Consider the following 18,499-nt stretch of genomic DNA (forward strand, 5'->3'; position numbering starts at 1 on the left):
CCTAAGGCTTTTTTCTGCTTATTTATCAGCCATCAATGCAACGAGAATTGCTTTTTGTGCATGCAACCGATTTTCAGATTGCTGGAAAATGACGGACTGCGAACCTTCTAAAATAGCAGTGGTCACTTCTTCCTCACGGTGAGCGGGCAAACAATGCATGAAGATGTAATCGGTCTTAGCGTGTTTGACGAGGTTTTCGTTTACTTGAAAGCCTTGGAAATGTTGGAAACGTTCAATGGTTTCCTGCTCTTGTCCCATACTTGCCCAGACATCCGTATAAATGGCGTCACTTCCACTAACCGCTTGTTCTGGGTTGTCTGTAATTTCAATGGTTGAACCGGTATATTGTGCGATCTGTTTTGCTAAAGCGATCATTTCTGGTTTTGGAGCATAGGCGATTGGAGAAGCAATGCTTATATCCATGCCGACTTTAGCGGCACCGATCATTAACGAGTTAGCTACATTATTGCCGTCTCCGATATAGGCCATTTTTTTGCCTTTTAAGGTACCGAAATGCTCAAGTATCGTCATCAAATCAGCCATCACTTGGCACGGATGATAGTCATCGGTTAATCCGTTAATGACAGGAATTGAACTAAAATCTGCTAGTTCTTGAACGCTAGATTGATGAAACGTACGAATCATTAGTCCGTCTAAATAACCTGACAAAACACGTCCGGTATCAGCAATGGTTTCTCCACGTCCAAGTTGTGTGTCTTGTGAACTCAAGAACATAGCGTTGCCACCAAGTTGAAGCATACCAGCTTCAAATGAAACACGCGTACGCGTCGAAGATTTTTCGAAAATCATGCCCAGCACTTTGCCTTGTAACAGCGGTAAATATTTGTTTTCAGGTTTTTTTAATTCAATAGCGAGATTTAGTAAATCCATAATTTCATCTGTGCTGTAATCTTTCAAAGACAAGAAATTTTCCTGGATAATCGATGGTGCAAATGGGGTGGTCATTGTCATTTTGCAAGCACTCCTTTTGATAGTGAGAGAATGGATGAATAGGTTCCGTTAAAGGCAGCCACTGTTTCAGGACGTGTCCACACGTGAAGACGGTGAATGGCTGCTTGCTTCGCATTCGTGCTTTCCGGATCAGGGGCAAAGTCGATATAAGCTTTTTTCGATTCCGTTTTCAACCAGTCCTCAAAAGGCATAACGGTCTCGGTGACAATACGAAAGCCCAGTGCTTGCCAGGGAGCGAGATCTACGTAATCGACTGACTGTTCTGCAACAAAAATCGTCCCACCGGAAGAGAGCTCCGCCAATTGAACGGAAGCGCCGTTTAAGGCTTTTGCTAAGGCGGTATCTAAATTCGGGCTTGTTCCAATCACTTCACCTGTCGACATCATTTCAGGTGACAAGATAGGAGAGAGACCAGGCAATTTAATATGAGAAAAGACTGGTGCTTTAACCGTATACTCAGGCTGTCCGTTATAGGTTTTTCCGATAGCTAGTTTTTCAAAAGGCACTCCGAGCAATAAAGCCGTGGCGTGTTGAACGAGTGGCACATCGGTCACTTTGGAGCTAATGGGAGCTGTACGAGAGGCCCGTGGGTTAATTTCCATGACAAATAATTGTTCGTTTTCGTAAACGAATTGAATATTGAATAAGCCGGTATAATTCATATTTCTAGCGACATGCGTCGCAGTGTCAGAAAGTTCTTGTAGTGCCTTTTCCGATAACGATACAGGTGGCGTTATCGCGATGCTATCGCCCGAGTGAACGCCGGTTCCTTCAACATGTTCAAACAAGGCAGAAATCCAGACATGCTCGCCATCGGTTAAGATGTCGGCTTCGACTTCTTTACCGGTAATAAAATGATCTACTAGTACAGGGAATGTCATCGTTGTTTGTTGCAACCATTTGGTAAGTTCGGTTTCGTTGTGCAAAACAATCATGCCGCGTCCACCGATAACATAGGATGGTCGCAGTAGCACTGGGAAGCCGAGGGCGCGAGCAGCTGGAATGACAGCAGCAGCATCAAGTGCTGTTTTACCAGGGATTGTCGGTAAGTCGATCGATTCTAGGAAGGCATAAAAACGATCACGGTCTTCCATTTGATCTAACAAATCAACTGTCGATCCAAGAACTGTAATGCCTGCTTCTTGCAAGGCCGCCGCAACGTTTAGTGAAGTTTGCCCACCGAACTGAAGAATTACTTGAGTAATGCCTTCAAAATCCAAGACATTGAGAATATCTTCGGGTGTGATGGGCTCAAAATAAAGAGCGTCTGCCACTTCGTAATCAGTGCTAACCGTTTCCGGATTGTTGTTAATCATAATGGCTTCGTAGCCTAGCTTTTGTGCAGCCAGAACACTATGCACACAGCAATAGTCAAACTCAATGCCTTGTCCGATTCGGATGGGTCCAGAACCCACAACTGCTACTTTTTTCTTGTGATGAGCCCGTGTAACGTCTGAAACGCCTTGCCATGTCGAATAAAAATAATTTGTATCCGATTGGAACTCAGCGGCACACGTATCGATCATTCGATAAGTGGGTGTTACTTGCCAAAGTCGGCGTTGTCCCCAAATCTCTGAACAAGGAATCGTCCATAAGTCAGCCAATTGCTGATCACTGAAACCGAGCTTTTTGGCCTTCAAAAGACGAGTGCGCGTCATGCTGTTCCAGTCCAATTGCTGAAGCTCTTGCCATTCTGTGACGATAGTAGCCATTACAAACAAGAAGTATGGTGTGATGCCTGTAAGGTTATGAAGCGAGTCGGTGGACTTGCCGCGTAGTAGCAATTCGAAGAGTACGAACAAACGACGATCATCGGCTTTATTTGCTAATTCGCATAAATATTCTGTAGAAAATTCCGAAAGTGCTACCAGGCGAAAGCCATCAATTGGCAATTCAAGTGAACGAATCGCTTTTTGCAGGGCCGCTTCCATGGACCTTTCGATTGCCATTACTTCGCCAGTCGCTTTCATTTGAGTGCCGAGTACGCGATCCGCTTGTGGAAATTGATCGAAAGGCCAGCGCGGGATTTTGACCGCCACATAATCCAATGCGGGTTCGAAACTGGCGAATGTCGTGCCGGTTACTGGGTTTTTCAATTCGGCCAATGTATAGCCAATTGCTAATTTCGCAGCGATTCGAGCGATTGGGTAACCGGTTGCTTTTGAAGCGAGAGCAGAAGAACGGCTGACCCGCGGATTGACTTCGATTAAATAATAAGCCGAAGTTTCCGGGTGTAGCGCAAACTGCACATTGCAAGCGCCGATAATACCGAGGGCTTCAATAATGTGAATAGACGCGCTACGCAGCATATGGAAATCTTTGTCGTTCAAAGTTTGACTGGGTGCTACTACAATTGAGTCACCGGTATGCACACCAACAGGATCTAGATTTTCCATATTGCAGATAGTGATGCATGTGCCATCTACGTCGCGCATTACTTCATATTCGATTTCTTTATAACCGGCAATGCTGATTTCTACTAAACATTGTTTAATAGGACTGGCACTTAATCCTTGCTTGACCAGCTTGATATAGGTTTTTTCATCTTCGGCAATTCCACCACCAAAGCCGCCGAGCGTATAAGCAGGCCGCACGATGAGAGGGTAACCGGCTGAAGTCGCAAATGCTAATGCCCCTTCAACTGAATAAATGATGTCACTGTCTGGAACAGGTTCACCTAACTGCTGCATTAACGAGCGAAACTGCTCACGGTCTTCGGCTTGCTTGATGGCTTTCATGTCAGTGCCAAGCAAAGTGACGCCATATTGAGTCAGGATGCCCGAATCAGATAAAGTCATCGCCAAGTTTAAACCGGTTTGACCGCCAACTGTTGCAAGCAATCCATCGGGACGTTCTTTTTCAATAATGGCAGTAATGCTATCCAAAGTCAGTGGCTCAAAGTAGACACGATCGGCAATGGATTTGTCGGTCATAATCGTTGCGGGATTATTGTTGATTAAAATGACAGAGATGCCTTCTTCTTTTAAAGCAACACAAGCCTGTGTACCCGAATAATCGAACTCTGCTGCCTGGCCGATAACGATAGCACCAGACCCAATGACTAACACTTTTTTGATTTGTTGCTGTTTAGGCATACAGTTTCGCTCCTTCTTGCTGGTGAATCACCGCCAAAAATTGCTGGAACAATTCAAGATGATCAGTGGGACCAGGTGCTGCTTCTGGATGAAATTGAACAGTAGTTATGGGCAAAGTATCGTGAATGAGCCCTTCAATGCTGTCGTCGTTGACGTTCTTATAAAGTACAGAAAAAGGGATATTGGTTAAACTATCGTTTTCGACCACATAGCTATGGTTTTGTGAACTCATGCTGACACGTTTTGTCTGCATGTTCATAACCGGATGATTGGCTCCACGATGACCATAGACAAGCTTAGTTGTTTTCGCGCCAAATGCCGAAGCAAGTACTTGATGACCGAGGCAAATACCGAGACTTGGATAGCGCTCAGCCCAGTCACGATAGATAGGCAACAACTGTTGAAGAGCGGCTGGGTCTCCAGGACCATTGGAGAAAAGTAAGCCATCAAGCTCTAGTGAATCAAGCTTTTCTGTCGGCGTTGCGTAAGGCACAATGGTTACTTTACAATCCAACTTCAGCAGCTCTTTTAAAATGGAGGATTTGTAATGAAAATCAATCAATCCTATGTGGATAGAGCCACAGCCGATCGTTTGAATTTCTTCAGTTTCTTCAATAGGTGAAAAAAAGTGGGTTTTTATAGCTTGCCACTCTAGCTCAGACGAGGAATCGTGAATTAATTGCGACTGCATGGTTCCGGAGTCGCGAACATGTTGAATAAGGGTACGTGTATCGACGTCGCTGAAAATCGGAACTTCATGACTATTAGCAAACTCTGCAAGTGAAATCGCCCCATCAGGGAGTGGTCCTTCGTACAATCCTGAAACAATGATGCCAGCTACTTGAATAACGTCAGACTGTGCATACAGAGATTGAATTCCGTATTGACCAATAAGTGGAAAGGAAAATACAATGATTTGGTCTTTATAAGACGGATCTGTTAAAACTTCTTCGTAGCCAGTCATGCCTGTGAAAAAGACGATTTCTCCTTGAATAGCAGAAGCTTTACCGTACCAACGTCCTTTAAATGCTGTCCCATTCGATAATGTCAATAAACCTGTCATTTATTCCCCTCCAAATTTTATTCATTAATTATGTATATTTATAAAATAAGAATTAAAATTTAAACTAAAAATCATCCGTTAGCATAGATAAAAAGATAATGATTAGTATTATATGTCTGTATAAAAATTAAGTCAACTGTATTTTTATGATATTAAAAAATTGTATTTCGCCGATTAATGGAGGAAAGAAGTGAAAATAGGGAAAATTATTGAAAAAGCTTATCATATCAAGGGATTTCATGTATAATAATGACAAAGTTAGTATGGAAGGAGAGCGGGTCATGAGTTTGAAGAGAGACAACAAGGCGGAAAAGCGCGAAGTCACCTCAATTCGCAATGACTATGTCCGTTCGGTAGAAGTAGAGGAAGCACGCAAATCGGCTCACAGAGTACGATTATTTAGAAGACTGTCAGTTTTTGGATTAATGATTCTGGTGGCTACGATTTGGATTGGTTCGACTATTTATGCACAAACACAAACAATCTCTGAAAAAGCACAACTTCGTGAGGAAGCACTGATAGAACTTAAAGAAGTTGAAAAGCAGCAAGATCAGCTACAAGAACAAATTTTGTTATTAAATGATGAAGAGTATTTAGCTAAGCTGGCACGTAAGGATTACTTTCTTTCAGAAGAAGGAGAGATCATTTTTACCACGCCACATGATGAAAATAAAGATGAAGAAAAACCAGCAGAAAAAGAGTAGTCAGTTGACACTCTTTTTTTGATGGTTATAATAAAAAGTGGGACAAGTCCCGCAAAATGACAGCGTGACCCAGAATTTTGGAGTCACCTTAATTTTTAAGGAGGAGCATTTTTTTTATGTCGATTGAAGTAGGCAGCAAGTTAGAAGGTAAAGTCACAGGTATTACAAACTTTGGAGCATTTGTTCAGCTTCCAACTGGTGCAACAGGCCTCGTGCATATAAGTGAAGTCGCTGACAACTATGTAAAAGATATTAACGATCATCTTAAAGTTGGCGAAATGGTAGAAGTGAAAGTCATGAATGTAGAAGCAGACGGTAAGATCGGCCTTTCCATTCGTAAAGCGAAGCCACAACCAGCCGGCGGCACAGAACGACCACAACGCCCACGCCCAAGCAATAATCGTTCATTTGAACGCGCTCCAAAAGAGAACTTTGAAACGAAAATGGCAAAGTTCTTGAAAGACAGCGAAGAAAATATGACGACTTTGAAGCGCGCTACTGAATCTAAGCGCGGCGGCAGAGGGGCAAAAAGAGGCTAACTTGCTAGCTGTTTTAATAGTATAGGGAAATGCTTCAACACAGCTAGAAATTGATATTGAAACGCTTCTCACCATGGGGAGCGTTTTTTTTTATGTCTGGGTATTGATTTTTTGAAACAAAAAAAGCAGCACCCTTGAAGGGTACTGCTTTAAAGTAAACTATGATGGCGGCAGAGGGGATCGAACCCCCGACCTCACGGGTATGAACCGTACGCTCTAGCCAGCTGAGCTACGCCGCCTTGTTTAAACGAACATTTAATAGCATACTATTGAATGTTCGGTCTGTCAATTACTAATTCAAAACAATTTAGTCCACCTTCTCAATAAATGTATTAAAAGTGGAGATAGGCAGGTGAAATGAAGAAATGAAAAACTTTCAAGAGTTACTGATGCACTATAGTAAAAAGCATAAGTTATTTCAAGAAGGAGACAAGGTGCTTGTCGGTTGTTCAGGTGGAATCGATTCCATGGTGTTACTTCATTTTTTGAATGCACAAAAAGAGGAACTGGGTATTTCAGTTGTGGCAGTCCATGTAGACCATATGCTAAGAGGCGAAGAATCGCATCAAGATCATCTGTTTACACAAGCAACAGCTATGCGGTGGGGAGTTGAATGCTTTAGTCGAGCTATTCCGATTCTAAAAATTTTAGAAGAACAAGGCGGCAATAAGCAGCAATTGTGCCGATCCGAACGCTATGCCTATTTCTTGAAAATCATGAAGCAGACGGGCGCTAATAAGTTTGCTACAGCGCATCATGCAGACGATCAACTTGAGACAATCCTCATGTCAGGGTTGAGAGGCAGTCTTCAAGATGGTGCTTTTGGCATTCAAGCGAGCCGGCCTTTCGGAGACGGTTTTTTAATTCGTCCTCAATTGGCGGTAGATAAAGATCAAATTTCAGCTTACGCCAATTTTTATGAAATTCCGTACCGAGAAGATTCGAGTAATAGTGAAATAACATATGCACGGAATCGCTTGCGCAAGCGGATTTTACCACTTCTCAAAGAAGAGAATAAAGAAGTCTCTCAGAATTTCGTAGAACTCGCTGAAGACATGCAGCAAGATCAGCAATTTCTTCAGGAGTTGACTAAAGACAAACTGCAACGGTTGATTCAGAGAAGAGATGGAGCAATTATGTTGTCTGCCAAAAGTTTCAGAGTTGAGGCGCGTGCTTTACAAAAAAGAATGGTTCTACTACTATTAAACTATCTATATAATCCGAAGCGAGTTCCTGTGACGAGACAACTGGTCGAACAACTGCAGGAAATGATGCAAAGTTCATCTGGCACTGTCTTTTTGCATTTGCCGCAAAATTATATAGCAACACGTCAATACGATTTGGTTGTCTTCAAACAGCAATCGCTAAGGCAACAGGATACACTCGCACCTATTGCTATTGAAGCAGACTGGACACCCGTTTACAGTGGATGTCGTTACAAAATAATGCCTACTGCGCAATTTGAAAAAGTTGAAAACGCCGTAATTTGGTATTTTCAAGCACCAAAAGATTCTACATTCTTTTTGCGGAGCAGAGAACCGGGTGATCGGATTCAGCTAGCTGGGATGGATCAGCCAAAAAAACTGGCACGTTTAATGATTGATGAAAAAATCCCTATGCCTAGGAGAGAAAATTGGCCTGTCATTGCGACGGACACAAATGAACTGTTATTAGTGCCAGGCTTACGGTCATCTTCCGTAATTAGTCAGCATAAGCGCGGTGGAGATAATTGGGTACTAATTGAACAATTATATAGCATGTAAAACAAGGAATATTAGGAGGTCCACTATGTTACAGAACGATATTAAAGAAATATTGATTAGCGAAGAACAGCTACAGGACAAAGCACGTGAACTGGGAGCTATATTAACAGAGGATTACAAAGATAAATATCCATTAGCTATTGGGGTATTAAAAGGTGCAATGCCGTTCATGGGAGATTTGATGAAGCGCATTGATGGTTTTGTTGAAATGGATTTCATGGACGTCTCGAGTTATGGGAATGCCACTGTTTCTTCTGGGGAAGTTAAAATCGTTAAAGATTTGAACGCTAGTGTCGAAGGACGCGATCTGCTAATTATTGAAGACATCATCGATAGTGGAAAAACACTTAGCTATTTAGTGGACCTATTCAAATACCGCAAAGCAAAATCGATTAAAATCGTTACCTTGCTGGATAAACCAACTGGACGAAAAGTAGATTTGAAAGCTGATTACGTTGGGTTTGAAGTGCCGGATGCATTTGTTGTAGGTTATGGACTGGATTTTGCAGAAAGATACCGGAATCTGCCTTACATCGGTGTTTTAAAGCCATCGATTTACGCTGAACAAGAAGAATAGACAATGATCGTTCACAGTCTGGGGATTTAACGGCGAGAATAAGGGCTTTTCGTTGTATGCTGAAATGTTCCTATGGTAGTATTTAGTATAGTTTTAGGGAAACTTTATGAGGAGGCGCGGGATGAATCGGATATTTCGATACACCATATTTTATTTACTGATTTTCCTAGTTATTATCGGGATTCTGGGTACTTTCAACAATAGCAACCAGCCGACTGAAAATATAGGATATAACGAATTTTTGGAAGCACTTGAAGATGGCAAAATTGAAGAAGTCAAAATTCAGCCAGATGCAATGGTCTATGAAGTGACAGGGAAGATGACTGGATATGAAGACGGTCAGTCGTTTGTTACGAATATTCCGCTAGAAAATGAAGCGTTGACTGCTGAAATTGATGCGGTTGCAAAAACGCAAGACGGTGTTGAAGTTGAATATGTGAAAGCTCCACAAACCAGTGGTTGGGTTTCATTTTTCACAGGTATCATCCCGTTCATTATCATCTTTATTCTTTTCTTCTTCTTACTTAACCAATCACAAGGTGGCGGAGGCGGCCGTGTGATGAACTTTGGTAAAAGCAAAGCGAAGTTATATGATGATCAGAAACAAAAAGTTCGTTTTAATGATGTAGCAGGCGCAGATGAAGAAAAACAAGAACTTGTCGAAGTTGTTGACTTCTTGAAAGATCCGCGTAGATTTGCTGACATCGGCGCTCGCATTCCAAAAGGGATTTTGCTTGTTGGACCTCCGGGTACTGGTAAAACCTTGTTGGCACGTGCTGTTGCTGGAGAATCAGGTGTTCCTTTCTTCTCTATCAGTGGTTCAGATTTTGTTGAGATGTTCGTTGGTGTCGGAGCTTCTCGAGTTCGTGATTTATTTGAAAACGCGAAGAAAAATGCACCTTGTATTATTTTCATCGATGAAATTGACGCAGTTGGACGTCAACGTGGCGCTGGCCTCGGTGGTGGACATGATGAACGTGAACAAACATTGAACCAGTTATTGGTAGAGATGGATGGCTTTGGTGTAAACGAAGGCGTCATTATTGTTGCTGCAACGAACCGTCCAGACATTTTGGATCCGGCTCTACTTCGTCCAGGTCGTTTTGACCGTCAGATTACTGTAGGTCGTCCAGATGTTAAAGGTCGCGAAGAAGTTCTTAAAGTACATGCGCGCAACAAACCGCTTGAAGAAAACGTTGATTTAAAAGCAATCGCTCAACGTACTCCTGGATTCTCAGGTGCGGATTTAGAGAATTTATTGAACGAAGCAGCACTCGTTGCAGCTCGTCGCAATAAACTTAAAATTGATATGTCCGATCTTGACGAAGCATCTGACCGTGTTATTGCGGGTCCTGCTAAGAAAAATCGTGTCATTTCGAAAAAAGAACGCAATATCGTGGCATTCCACGAAGCAGGTCATACCGTTATCGGATTAACGCTTGATGATGCTGAAACAGTCCATAAAGTAACCATCGTTCCCCGTGGGCAAGCTGGCGGCTATGCGGTCATGCTACCAAAAGAAGATCGTTACTTTATGACAAAACCTGAACTGCTTGATAAGATTTCCGGTTTACTAGGCGGACGTGTAGCTGAAGACATCATGTTCGGTGAAGTATCTACCGGCGCTCATAACGATTTCCAACGTGCGACGGCAATTGCCCGCAGCATGGTAACGGAATACGGAATGAGTGACAAGATTGGTCCAGTTCAATTCGGTACAGCACAAGGCGGTAACGTATTCTTAGGGCGTGACTTTAACTCTGAACAAAATTATTCAGATGCCATTGCCTTTGAAATCGATCAGGAAATGCAACGAATCATCAAGGAGCAATATATTCGTACAAAAGAAATTCTGACTGAAAAGAAAGAACTTCTTGAATTGATTGCGACTACATTGCTTGAAGTGGAAACTTTAGATGCAGGTCAGATTTTGCATTTGAAAGATCACGGTACACTTCCTGAACGTGATTACGAAACATTAAACGGTGATTTCGGAGACGACAGCAAACCCGATTTGACTAAAGACAGTGACGTTTCGGAAGCTGTAGGTGCTCCGTCTGATCCTTCAGCAGGAGATTTACCATCTGCAGAAGGCGAAGCGGCTCCTGTAAGAGATTCGATTCAAGAAGAACGTAAATAACAAAAACAACAAGCTGGTTGCCCATTCCCTTTTGAGGGGACAGGCAATCAGCTTTTTGCTTTCTTTAAATTATGGTATGATGTTTTGGAAATTCGTCAACAAGTGAGGGTAAATGATGATACTCGTATTAGATGCTGGAAATACAACGATTGTTCTGGGCGTTTACGACCAGGATCAGCTATTGCACCATTGGCGTATGGCAACTCTTCGCCACAAAACAGAAGATGAATACGGAATGCAAATCAAAGCATTTCTAGATGAAGCAGGATTAACGTTTTCATCAATAAATGGTATTATTATGTCTTCTGTTGTGCCACCGATTATGTCTATGTTAGAGCGTATGTGTCAAAAATATTTTCGAGTAACGCCGATGATTGTTGGACCCGGTGTCAAAACAGGTCTCAATATTAAGTATGACAATCCTCGTGAAGTCGGTGCCGACCGGATTGTCAACGCGGTAGCCGCCATTCACGAATACGGTGGTCCGTTAATTGTTGTGGACTTTGGTACGGCCAACACCTTCTGTTATATTGATGAAAAGCAGCAGTATATGGGAGGTGCCATTGCACCTGGCATTAACATTTCAACAGAGGCGCTATATGCTCGTGCCTCTAAATTGCCGCGGATTGAAATCGCTACTCCAGATCATGTAGTAGGCAGAAATACCATTTCCGCTATGCAAGCTGGTATTGTCTACGGTTACGTAGGTCAAGTAGAAGGAATCGTGACGCGAATGAAAAAGCACAGCAAAGAAAAGCCGATAGTGATTGCGACGGGTGGTATGGCTTCTTTAATTGCTAACGAAACAACAGTCATCGACTATGTAGATCCTTTTTTAACAGTAAGAGGACTGTATTTAATTTACAAACGCAACCAAGCGTAAAGAAAGGGACGATAAATGTGTCAGATTATTTAGTTCGCGGCCTCGGTTTTAATGGGAGCGTCCGTGCATTTGCGGTAGATAGTACGAAAACAGTAGGAGAAGCGCAGCGTCGTCACATGATGTGGCCAACCGCGTCAGCGGCATTAGGACGTGCCATGACAGGTGGCGTTATGCTAGGGGCTATGTTGAAAGGTGACGATAAAGTAACCATCAAAATTGAAGGTGGCGGACCAGTTGGCGCGTTGCTAGTCGATAGCAATGCCAAAGGTGGCGTTCGTGGATATGTCTCTAACCCGCAAACTCATTTCGATTTAAACGCACAAGGGAAATTGGATGTTAGTCGTGCAGTTGGTACAACCGGCATGATGTCAGTCGTGAAAGATTTGGGAATGCGCGATAATTTTACAGGTCAAACGCCAATTGTTTCGGGAGAAATTGCAGAAGATTTCACTTATTATTTTGCTACATCTGAACAAGTACCTTCGTCAGTTGGGCTGGGTGTATTGGTAGATACAGACAACTCAATTTTGGCGGCGGGTGGATTTGTTATTCAATTGATGCCAAATGTTGACGATGAAACAATCACGCAAATCGAAGAACACTTGGCCGGTATCGAGCCTGTGTCGCATATGATTCAGCGCGGCTTATCACCAGAAGAAATTCTTGAAGCGGTTCTTGGAGAAGGAAATGTTCAAATTCTTGATAAAATGCCGGTACATTTCGACTGCAATTGTTCCAAAGATCGTTTCGCAACAGCTATTCTAGGGCTTGGGAAAAAGGAAATCCAAGACATGATCGATGAAGACGGAATGGCAGAAGCACAATGCCATTTCTGTTTAGAAACGTATCATTATTCCAAAGAGGAACTTGAGTCGTTTATTAATGAGCTCCAATTATAATAACCGTCGACCTGTATCACCGGCAGATACAGCGAAGCCGAAAAGACATTTAAAAACCAAGCCGGTACTGATGATCATAGGGATCTTGCTATTAGCCAATTTTTTGTGGTTTATTGCTTGGTTAATTCCAAATGGTACCGGAAAGGTCGAAGAAGTCGCTTCAGTTAACGGACAAGCTGTTACACGTGAGCAATGGCTGGCTTCTATGGAAGAACAGCATGGTCGCGAAGCGTTACTCGAGTTGGTCAATGAAAAAGTCATGGCAACAGCAGCTAAGGATTATGGAATTGAAGTAAGTGATAAAGAAATTGACTTGGAATTGGCGCTTCTTCGATCATCACAAGACGGTACAGAAACAGCGTTGTATGCAACAGACGAAACGCGTCAACGCGAAAAAATAAAAGCGCAATTGATTTTAGAAAAAGTGCTGACAAAAGACGTCGTTATTGAAGATGATGAAATCAAGGCGTTTTACGACGATAATCAATCACTTTATGATGTTAAAAATTCATACCGTACGCAAATGATTGTCTTAAATTCATCAGCAGAGGCGGAAGAAACCATTGCAGAGCTCGAAAAAGGCTCTTCATTTGAAGCGACTGCTCGTGAACGTTCCATCGACAGTGCGACTGGAAACCTTGGTGGCGACATTGGTTATATTTCTAATGGCGAACCGGGGATAGATGCCAATATTGCCAAAGCGGTTACAAAAGTAGAGGTAGGTGGATGGTCATCTCCGCTGGCGCTTGAAAATGGCAAAACAGCCATTATTTCTGTTACAGAAAAAGTAGATGGCCAAACGTTTTCTTATGAGGATGTGGCAGGTCATATTAGCCGTGAGCTAGCGCTTGAGCAATTGCCGCAATCAGTATCACCAGAAGCTTTTTGGCAAGAGTTTGATGCTACTTGGTTTTACGGAGAATAGATTTTCACTAGACGTTTCGTGATGAAACGTCTTTTTTTATGAATTCACGAAGTTTGACAAAGTGTCTACAGTATTGCTAACATTAACTTTATTAAAGTCGACAAATTTACTAGGGATTAGGAGTGTTGGAGATGGCGAGAGTGGGAAATTCAATTACCGACTTGATTGGGCAAACACCAATCGTAAAATTAAATCGCTTAACGGGTCCTGAAGATGCTGATGTTTATTTGAAATTAGAATACTTCAATCCTGGTAGCAGTGTTAAAGATCGTATAGCGCTTGCAATGATTGAAGCGGCTGAGAAGTCCGGTGAGTTAAAAGAAGGTGATACCATCATTGAACCGACAAGTGGCAACACCGGAATTGGCTTAGCGATGATCGCGGCAGCGAAAGGTTATAAATCTGTGTTAGTGATGCCGGAGACAATGAGTATGGAGCGCCGTAATTTATTGCGTGCCTACGGAGCAGACTTGATTTTAACACCAGGTCCAGATGGTATGAACGGTCCAAATGGTGCGATTAAAACAGCTGAAAAAAATGCAGCTGAACACGGATGGTATATGCCGCAACAATTCAATAATGAAGCAAATCCGGAAGTGCACCGGTTAACGACGGGTCCTGAAATCGTTGAAACGATGGGCGATCAATTGGATGCTTTCATTGCAGGGATTGGGACAGGTGGTACGATTACGGGCGCAGGCCAAGTGTTAAAAGAAAAATATCCTAAAATAAGTATAGTGGCAGTAGAACCTACGGATTCTGCAGTTTTGTCAGGTGGTAAGCCAGGACCACATAAAATTCAAGGTATTGGAGCTGGCTTCATACCATCTGTGCTAAACACCAAAGTCTATGATGAAATTATCCAAGTAACCAACGATCAATCATATGCAACAGCTCGTCAAGCAGCGCGTGAAGAAGGCATTCTCGGAGGGGTATCTTCGGGTGCTGCCATCTACGCTGCACTTCAAGTTGCTAAGCGATTGGGTAAAGGCAAAAAAGTGTTGGCGATTATTCCGTCTAATGGAGAACGCTACTTAAGTACACCGCTGTATCAATTCGACGAATCAAATTAAAAGATAAAAAGAGCAGGCCTATGCTGCTCTTTTTTTATGGGAAAAAACTGATCAATTGAGGTAAAATGAAGGCGTGCTTGCATTTTCAAGAAGCAATACATCTTCCAAGTTTGGACGTGAACGTTTATGGAAATCAATTTTACGAATAAAACGCTCGTCATGGGTATATTAAATGTCACACCAGATTCTTTTTCTGATGGTGGTAAGTACGCGGGTGTCGAACAGGCATTGAGTCACGCTAAACAGATGGTAGAAGAGGGTGTGGATATTATTGATGTAGGGGGTGAATCTACACGCCCGGGCCATGTCCGGATTTCAGATCAAGAAGAAATTGAGCGGATTGTGCCAGTCATCAAAGCTTTACGAGAACATTTTGATGTATTGATCTCTGTCGATACGTATAAATCGCGTGTAGCGGATGCGGCTATTGCTGCTGGAGCCCATATTATAAATGATATTTGGGGGGCGAAGTTTGATCCGTTAATTGCGAGTGTGGCTGCTAAATGGAACGTCCCTATGATCCTTATGCATAACCGACATCATGCGTCCTATTCGAATTTCCGAGAAGACATGATGCAGGATTTAAGTGAAAGTATTGAAATTGCTTTAGCTGCCGGCGTGCGTAAAGAGCATATTTGGCTCGATCCAGGTGTTGGTTTTGCTAAAACAGTAACGCAAAACCTCCAAGCGATTCAGTTGGTTGAGCAAATGGTGGAATTGGGTTATCCCATTCTTCTGGGTACCTCAAGAAAGTCATTCATTGGAAAAATTCTAGACACCACTGTTGAAGAACGCTTAGAAGGTTCGCTCGCAACGATTTGTTGTGGCATAAGTCACGGATGTCACGTGGTTCGTGTGCACGATGTAAAAGAAACGGTGCGCACAGTTCGAATGATGGACGCGTTAACGGGCAAGCGCCCATATAAGGAGGAGAAATAATGGATTTTATTCACGTAAACGATATGGAATTTTATGGTTACCACGGTGTATTTCCTGAAGAAACAAAATTAGGTCAACGATTTCGTATGACGGTTTCATTGGCAGTGGACCTTCAGCAAGCTGGAGAGACTGACGCTCTAGAACATACAGTGCATTACGGAGAAGTCTATGAAGCTTGCCGTTCAATTGTCGAAGGAGAGCCCAAGAAATTGGTGGAAGCTGTAGCGGAAAGTGTAGCTAGCCGAATTCTAACAGATTTTCCTTTAGTGCAAGGCGTTCGTGTACAACTAATCAAACCAGATCCACCGATTCCCGGTCACTATAAATCCGTGGCCATTGACTTAACGCGAGGAAAGTTCGCATGAACCAAAGTTATTTATCACTCGGCTCAAATATGGGTGACCGTTTCGAAATGTTAAGGCAAGCTGTCTTGCAACTTTCAACATTCCCGTCCATTACAGTTACGCGCATTTCTTCTCTGTATGAAACAGATCCTGTGGGATATAAAGAGCAAGAGCCTTTCTTAAATATGGTCGTCCAACTCGAAACGGAATTAAATGCAGTCAAATTATTGGATGTTTGCCAGAAGATTGAACAAAATTTAAATCGTAAGCGCCTTATTAGGTGGGGGCCACGGACAATAGATCTTGATATTTTATTGTATAATCAAGATAATATAAAAAATGACAGACTTATTGTTCCACATCCACGAATGGATGAACGGGCTTTCGTTATCGTGCCACTACTCGAAATAAACCAGGAATTTAAAGTGGAAGATAATTTCGAAGTAGACGGTGTTCGTTTATGGAAGTCCTATAAAGACATTGAAATGTTTTTGCAAGACGTACGAATGGAGTTGTAACAGAAATTCCGTTCGGAAGAATTGGTGGACTCAAAAGCTTTTCGCAACACAGTATAGAAGTTGCCACAAATTCGTGGCAGCTTTTTTATGTAGTATGGTAAGAAATTGTGTACAATAGAGAAATACATGAATGAGATTTAGTGTTAAACAGATAAAGGAGTGTAGGGCATGTCAGAAGAATTAAACGATCAATTGGTAGTTAGACGTCAAAAAATGCAGAACTTCCGAGACAACGGAATGGATCCATTCGGTGGACGATTCGAACGGACGCACTTGTCGCAAGAAATCATTGAGCAATATGGAGAGCTTTCTAAAGAAGAGTTAGAAGAAGCATCGTACGAAGTAGTTATTGCCGGACGAGTTATGACCAAGCGTGGAAAAGGGAAAGCTGGATTTGCCCATATTCAAGACTTAAAAGGCCAAATTCAAATTTACGTTCGTAAAGATGCTATTGGCGAAGAAGCTTACGAGTTTTACAATACAGTTGATCTAGGAGATATCCTAGGGATTAAAGGGGTTGTATTTAAAACAAATGTAGGAGAACTCTCTATTAAAGCAAAAGAAGTGGAATTCCTTACAAAGGCATTACGTCCTTTACCTGAAAAATTCCATGGCTTAAAAGATATAGAGCAACGTTACCGTCAACGTTATTTGGATTTGCTGACAAGCGAATCTAGCAAAGAGACCTTTATCCTTCGTAGCCGCATCATTCAATCTATGCGCCGCTATTTAGATAACGCAGGATTTTTAGAAGTGGAAACGCCTATGCTTCATTCAATCGCAGGAGGAGCGGCTGCAAAACCATTCGTAACTCATCACAATGCGTTGGATATGGAATTGTATATCCGCATTGCAATTGAACTTCATCTAAAGCGATTAATTGTTGGTGGTTTAGAGAAAGTATATGAAATTGGTCGTGTTTTCCGTAACGAAGGAATATCAACTCGTCATAACCCGGAATTTACGATGCTGGAACTATATGAAGCTTATGCAGATTATAATGACATTATGGCTCTTACTGAAAATTTAGTTGCGCATATTGCCCAAGAAGTGCTTGGAACAACTACGGTACAATATGGAGAAGATGAAATTGACTTAGCGGTGGGCTGGAAACGACTACACATGGCTGATGCAGTGAAAGAATACACAGGTGTTGATTTCTGGAAACAGATGACGAAAGAAGAAGCTCAATCTTTAGCGAAAGAACATAGCATTGATGTTAAACCTACAATGGAAGTAGGGCATATCTTAAATGAGTTTTTTGAGCAAAAAGTAGAAGAGCAATTGGTTCAACCAACCTTTGTTTACGGACATCCTGTTGAAATTTCGCCTTTAGCTAAAAAGAATCCTGAAGATGAACGTTTCACTGATCGCTTTGAATTGTTCATCGTACGACGTGAGCACGCGAATGCTTTTACAGAATTGAATGATCCTATCGATCAACGTCAACGTTTTGAGGCGCAATTGATTGAGAAGTCAGAAGGAAACGATGAAGCTCATGAAATGGATGAGGATTTTATTGAGGCACTAGAATACGGATTGCCGCCAACTGGTGGATTGGGAATTGGTATTGACCGTTTAATCATGTTGTTGACGAATTCTTCATCTATTCGAGACGTGTTATTATTCCCTCAAATGCGACCTAAAGAATAAGAGGGTGTTTCAAAAAAGCCGGTTTAAAGGGGTTTAACCTTTAGATCGGTGATTTTTTAAAAAAGTACTTGTATCTATTCTGAAACGATGCTATACTATTTTTTGTCGCGTTTTTCATAATAAAAGATGCGAAGAAAACATTAACAAAAAAGTTGTTGACTTCTGAATGAGAAGTTGGTAATATTGAAAAGTCGCCATTACAGAAACGGCGAACAACTTGAACCTTGAAAACTGAACAGCAAAACGTCAACAAATAGCAACGGTCGCGCAAAACGGCCCGCGCAAAACTTACTGATCAGCATTGCGCAGATCAAAGCGAATCGTGCGTCTTCGGACGGCGATACGCCAGCAGTATTGAGCAATCAACACTACTCTATAATGGAGAGTTTGATCCTGGCTCAGGACGAACGCT

16 protein-coding genes and 1 tRNA gene are annotated in these 18,499 nt (G+C 42.2%); 13 read left to right on the plus strand and 4 right to left on the minus strand.

What is annotated here, in order from left to right:
• Positions 1–18: 18 nt before the first annotated feature.
• From argF to QMF37_RS16365, 3 genes are read right to left on the minus strand one after another with little or no spacing between them, the layout of a single operon-like run.
• A complete protein-coding gene (gene argF / locus QMF37_RS16355; RefSeq protein WP_078080003.1) occupies positions 19–972 on the minus strand; it encodes an ornithine carbamoyltransferase in 954 nt (317 codons plus the stop codon).
• A complete protein-coding gene (locus QMF37_RS16360; protein ID WP_078080005.1) occupies positions 969–4,067 on the minus strand; it encodes a carbamoyl phosphate synthase large subunit in 3,099 nt (1,032 codons plus the stop codon). Before QMF37_RS16360 ends, argF begins: the two co-directional genes overlap by 4 nt.
• A complete protein-coding gene (locus QMF37_RS16365) occupies positions 4,060–5,130 on the minus strand; it encodes a carbamoyl phosphate synthase small subunit (RefSeq protein WP_071153231.1) in 1,071 nt (356 codons plus the stop codon). Before QMF37_RS16365 ends, QMF37_RS16360 begins: the two co-directional genes overlap by 8 nt.
• A gap of 281 nt (positions 5,131–5,411) precedes the next feature.
• Between QMF37_RS16365 and QMF37_RS16370 the strand changes: the two genes are divergently transcribed.
• Together QMF37_RS16370 and QMF37_RS16375 are read left to right on the plus strand one after the other, a co-directional pair.
• Positions 5,412–5,834, plus strand: coding sequence for an FtsB family cell division protein (locus QMF37_RS16370; protein WP_071153232.1), 423 nt, complete (start codon positions 5,412–5,414; stop codon positions 5,832–5,834).
• 116 nt (positions 5,835–5,950) lie between these two features.
• Positions 5,951–6,373 carry a S1 domain-containing RNA-binding protein gene (locus QMF37_RS16375; protein ID WP_058386773.1) on the plus strand — a complete coding sequence of 141 codons (423 nt, stop codon included), beginning with the start codon at positions 5,951–5,953 and terminating at the stop codon, positions 6,371–6,373.
• A gap of 165 nt (positions 6,374–6,538) precedes the next feature.
• Here the strand turns inward: QMF37_RS16375 and QMF37_RS16380 are convergent.
• Positions 6,539–6,612 (minus strand) — tRNA-Met (locus QMF37_RS16380).
• 126 nt (positions 6,613–6,738) lie between these two features.
• On the opposite strand from QMF37_RS16380, the gene tilS reads away from it, so the two are divergent.
• The 11 genes from tilS (at position 6,739) to lysS (ending at position 18,087) form a co-directional block, all read left to right on the plus strand.
• Positions 6,739–8,136: a tRNA lysidine(34) synthetase TilS gene (gene tilS, locus QMF37_RS16385; RefSeq protein ID WP_071153233.1), complete on the plus strand. Its 1,398-nt coding sequence runs from the start codon at positions 6,739–6,741 to the stop codon at positions 8,134–8,136.
• 25 nt (positions 8,137–8,161) lie between these two features.
• On the plus strand, positions 8,162–8,713 hold the full coding sequence (hpt, locus tag QMF37_RS16390) for a hypoxanthine phosphoribosyltransferase (protein ID WP_071153234.1): 552 nt from the start codon (positions 8,162–8,164) through the stop codon (positions 8,711–8,713).
• Positions 8,714–8,834: 121 nt separating this feature from the next.
• Positions 8,835–10,853 carry an ATP-dependent zinc metalloprotease FtsH gene (gene ftsH, locus QMF37_RS16395; protein WP_071153235.1) on the plus strand — a complete coding sequence of 673 codons (2,019 nt, stop codon included), beginning with the start codon at positions 8,835–8,837 and terminating at the stop codon, positions 10,851–10,853.
• Positions 10,854–10,968: 115 nt separating this feature from the next.
• Complete coding sequence (locus QMF37_RS16400) at positions 10,969–11,736, plus strand: type III pantothenate kinase (protein WP_071153236.1); 768 nt, start codon at positions 10,969–10,971, stop codon at positions 11,734–11,736.
• Between the two features lie 17 nt (positions 11,737–11,753).
• Positions 11,754–12,635 (plus strand): Hsp33 family molecular chaperone HslO, encoded by an 882-nt coding sequence (gene hslO, locus QMF37_RS16405; protein WP_058386768.1) that lies wholly within the window; start codon positions 11,754–11,756, stop codon positions 12,633–12,635.
• Positions 12,619–13,560 (plus strand): peptidyl-prolyl cis-trans isomerase, encoded by a 942-nt coding sequence (locus QMF37_RS16410; protein ID WP_071153237.1) that lies wholly within the window; start codon positions 12,619–12,621, stop codon positions 13,558–13,560. Before hslO ends, QMF37_RS16410 begins: the two co-directional genes overlap by 17 nt.
• A 131-nt stretch (positions 13,561–13,691) precedes the next feature.
• The gene (gene cysK, locus QMF37_RS16415) at positions 13,692–14,633 is read left to right on the plus strand and encodes a cysteine synthase A (RefSeq protein WP_071153238.1); all 942 of its coding nucleotides are present in this window, start codon (positions 13,692–13,694) and stop codon (positions 14,631–14,633) included.
• 126 nt (positions 14,634–14,759) lie between these two features.
• Positions 14,760–15,572, plus strand: a complete 813-nt coding sequence (folP, locus tag QMF37_RS16420; RefSeq protein WP_058386765.1) for a dihydropteroate synthase — start codon at positions 14,760–14,762, stop codon at positions 15,570–15,572.
• Positions 15,572–15,937, plus strand: coding sequence for a dihydroneopterin aldolase (gene folB / locus QMF37_RS16425; RefSeq protein ID WP_058386764.1), 366 nt, complete (start codon positions 15,572–15,574; stop codon positions 15,935–15,937). The genes folP and folB overlap by 1 nt, the downstream gene beginning before the upstream one ends.
• The gene (folK, locus tag QMF37_RS16430; RefSeq protein WP_058386763.1) at positions 15,934–16,434 is read left to right on the plus strand and encodes a 2-amino-4-hydroxy-6-hydroxymethyldihydropteridine diphosphokinase; all 501 of its coding nucleotides are present in this window, start codon (positions 15,934–15,936) and stop codon (positions 16,432–16,434) included. The genes folB and folK overlap by 4 nt, the downstream gene beginning before the upstream one ends.
• 168 nt (positions 16,435–16,602) lie before the next feature.
• Entirely contained in the window at positions 16,603–18,087 is a 1,485-nt protein-coding gene (lysS, locus tag QMF37_RS16435) for a lysine--tRNA ligase (RefSeq protein WP_078080008.1), read from the plus strand.
• Positions 18,088–18,499 lie beyond the last annotated feature (412 nt).

This window comes from Planococcus sp. S3-L1, assembly GCF_030063085.1.
GTDB classification, from domain to species: domain Bacteria; phylum Bacillota; class Bacilli; order Bacillales_A; family Planococcaceae; genus Planococcus; species Planococcus kocurii.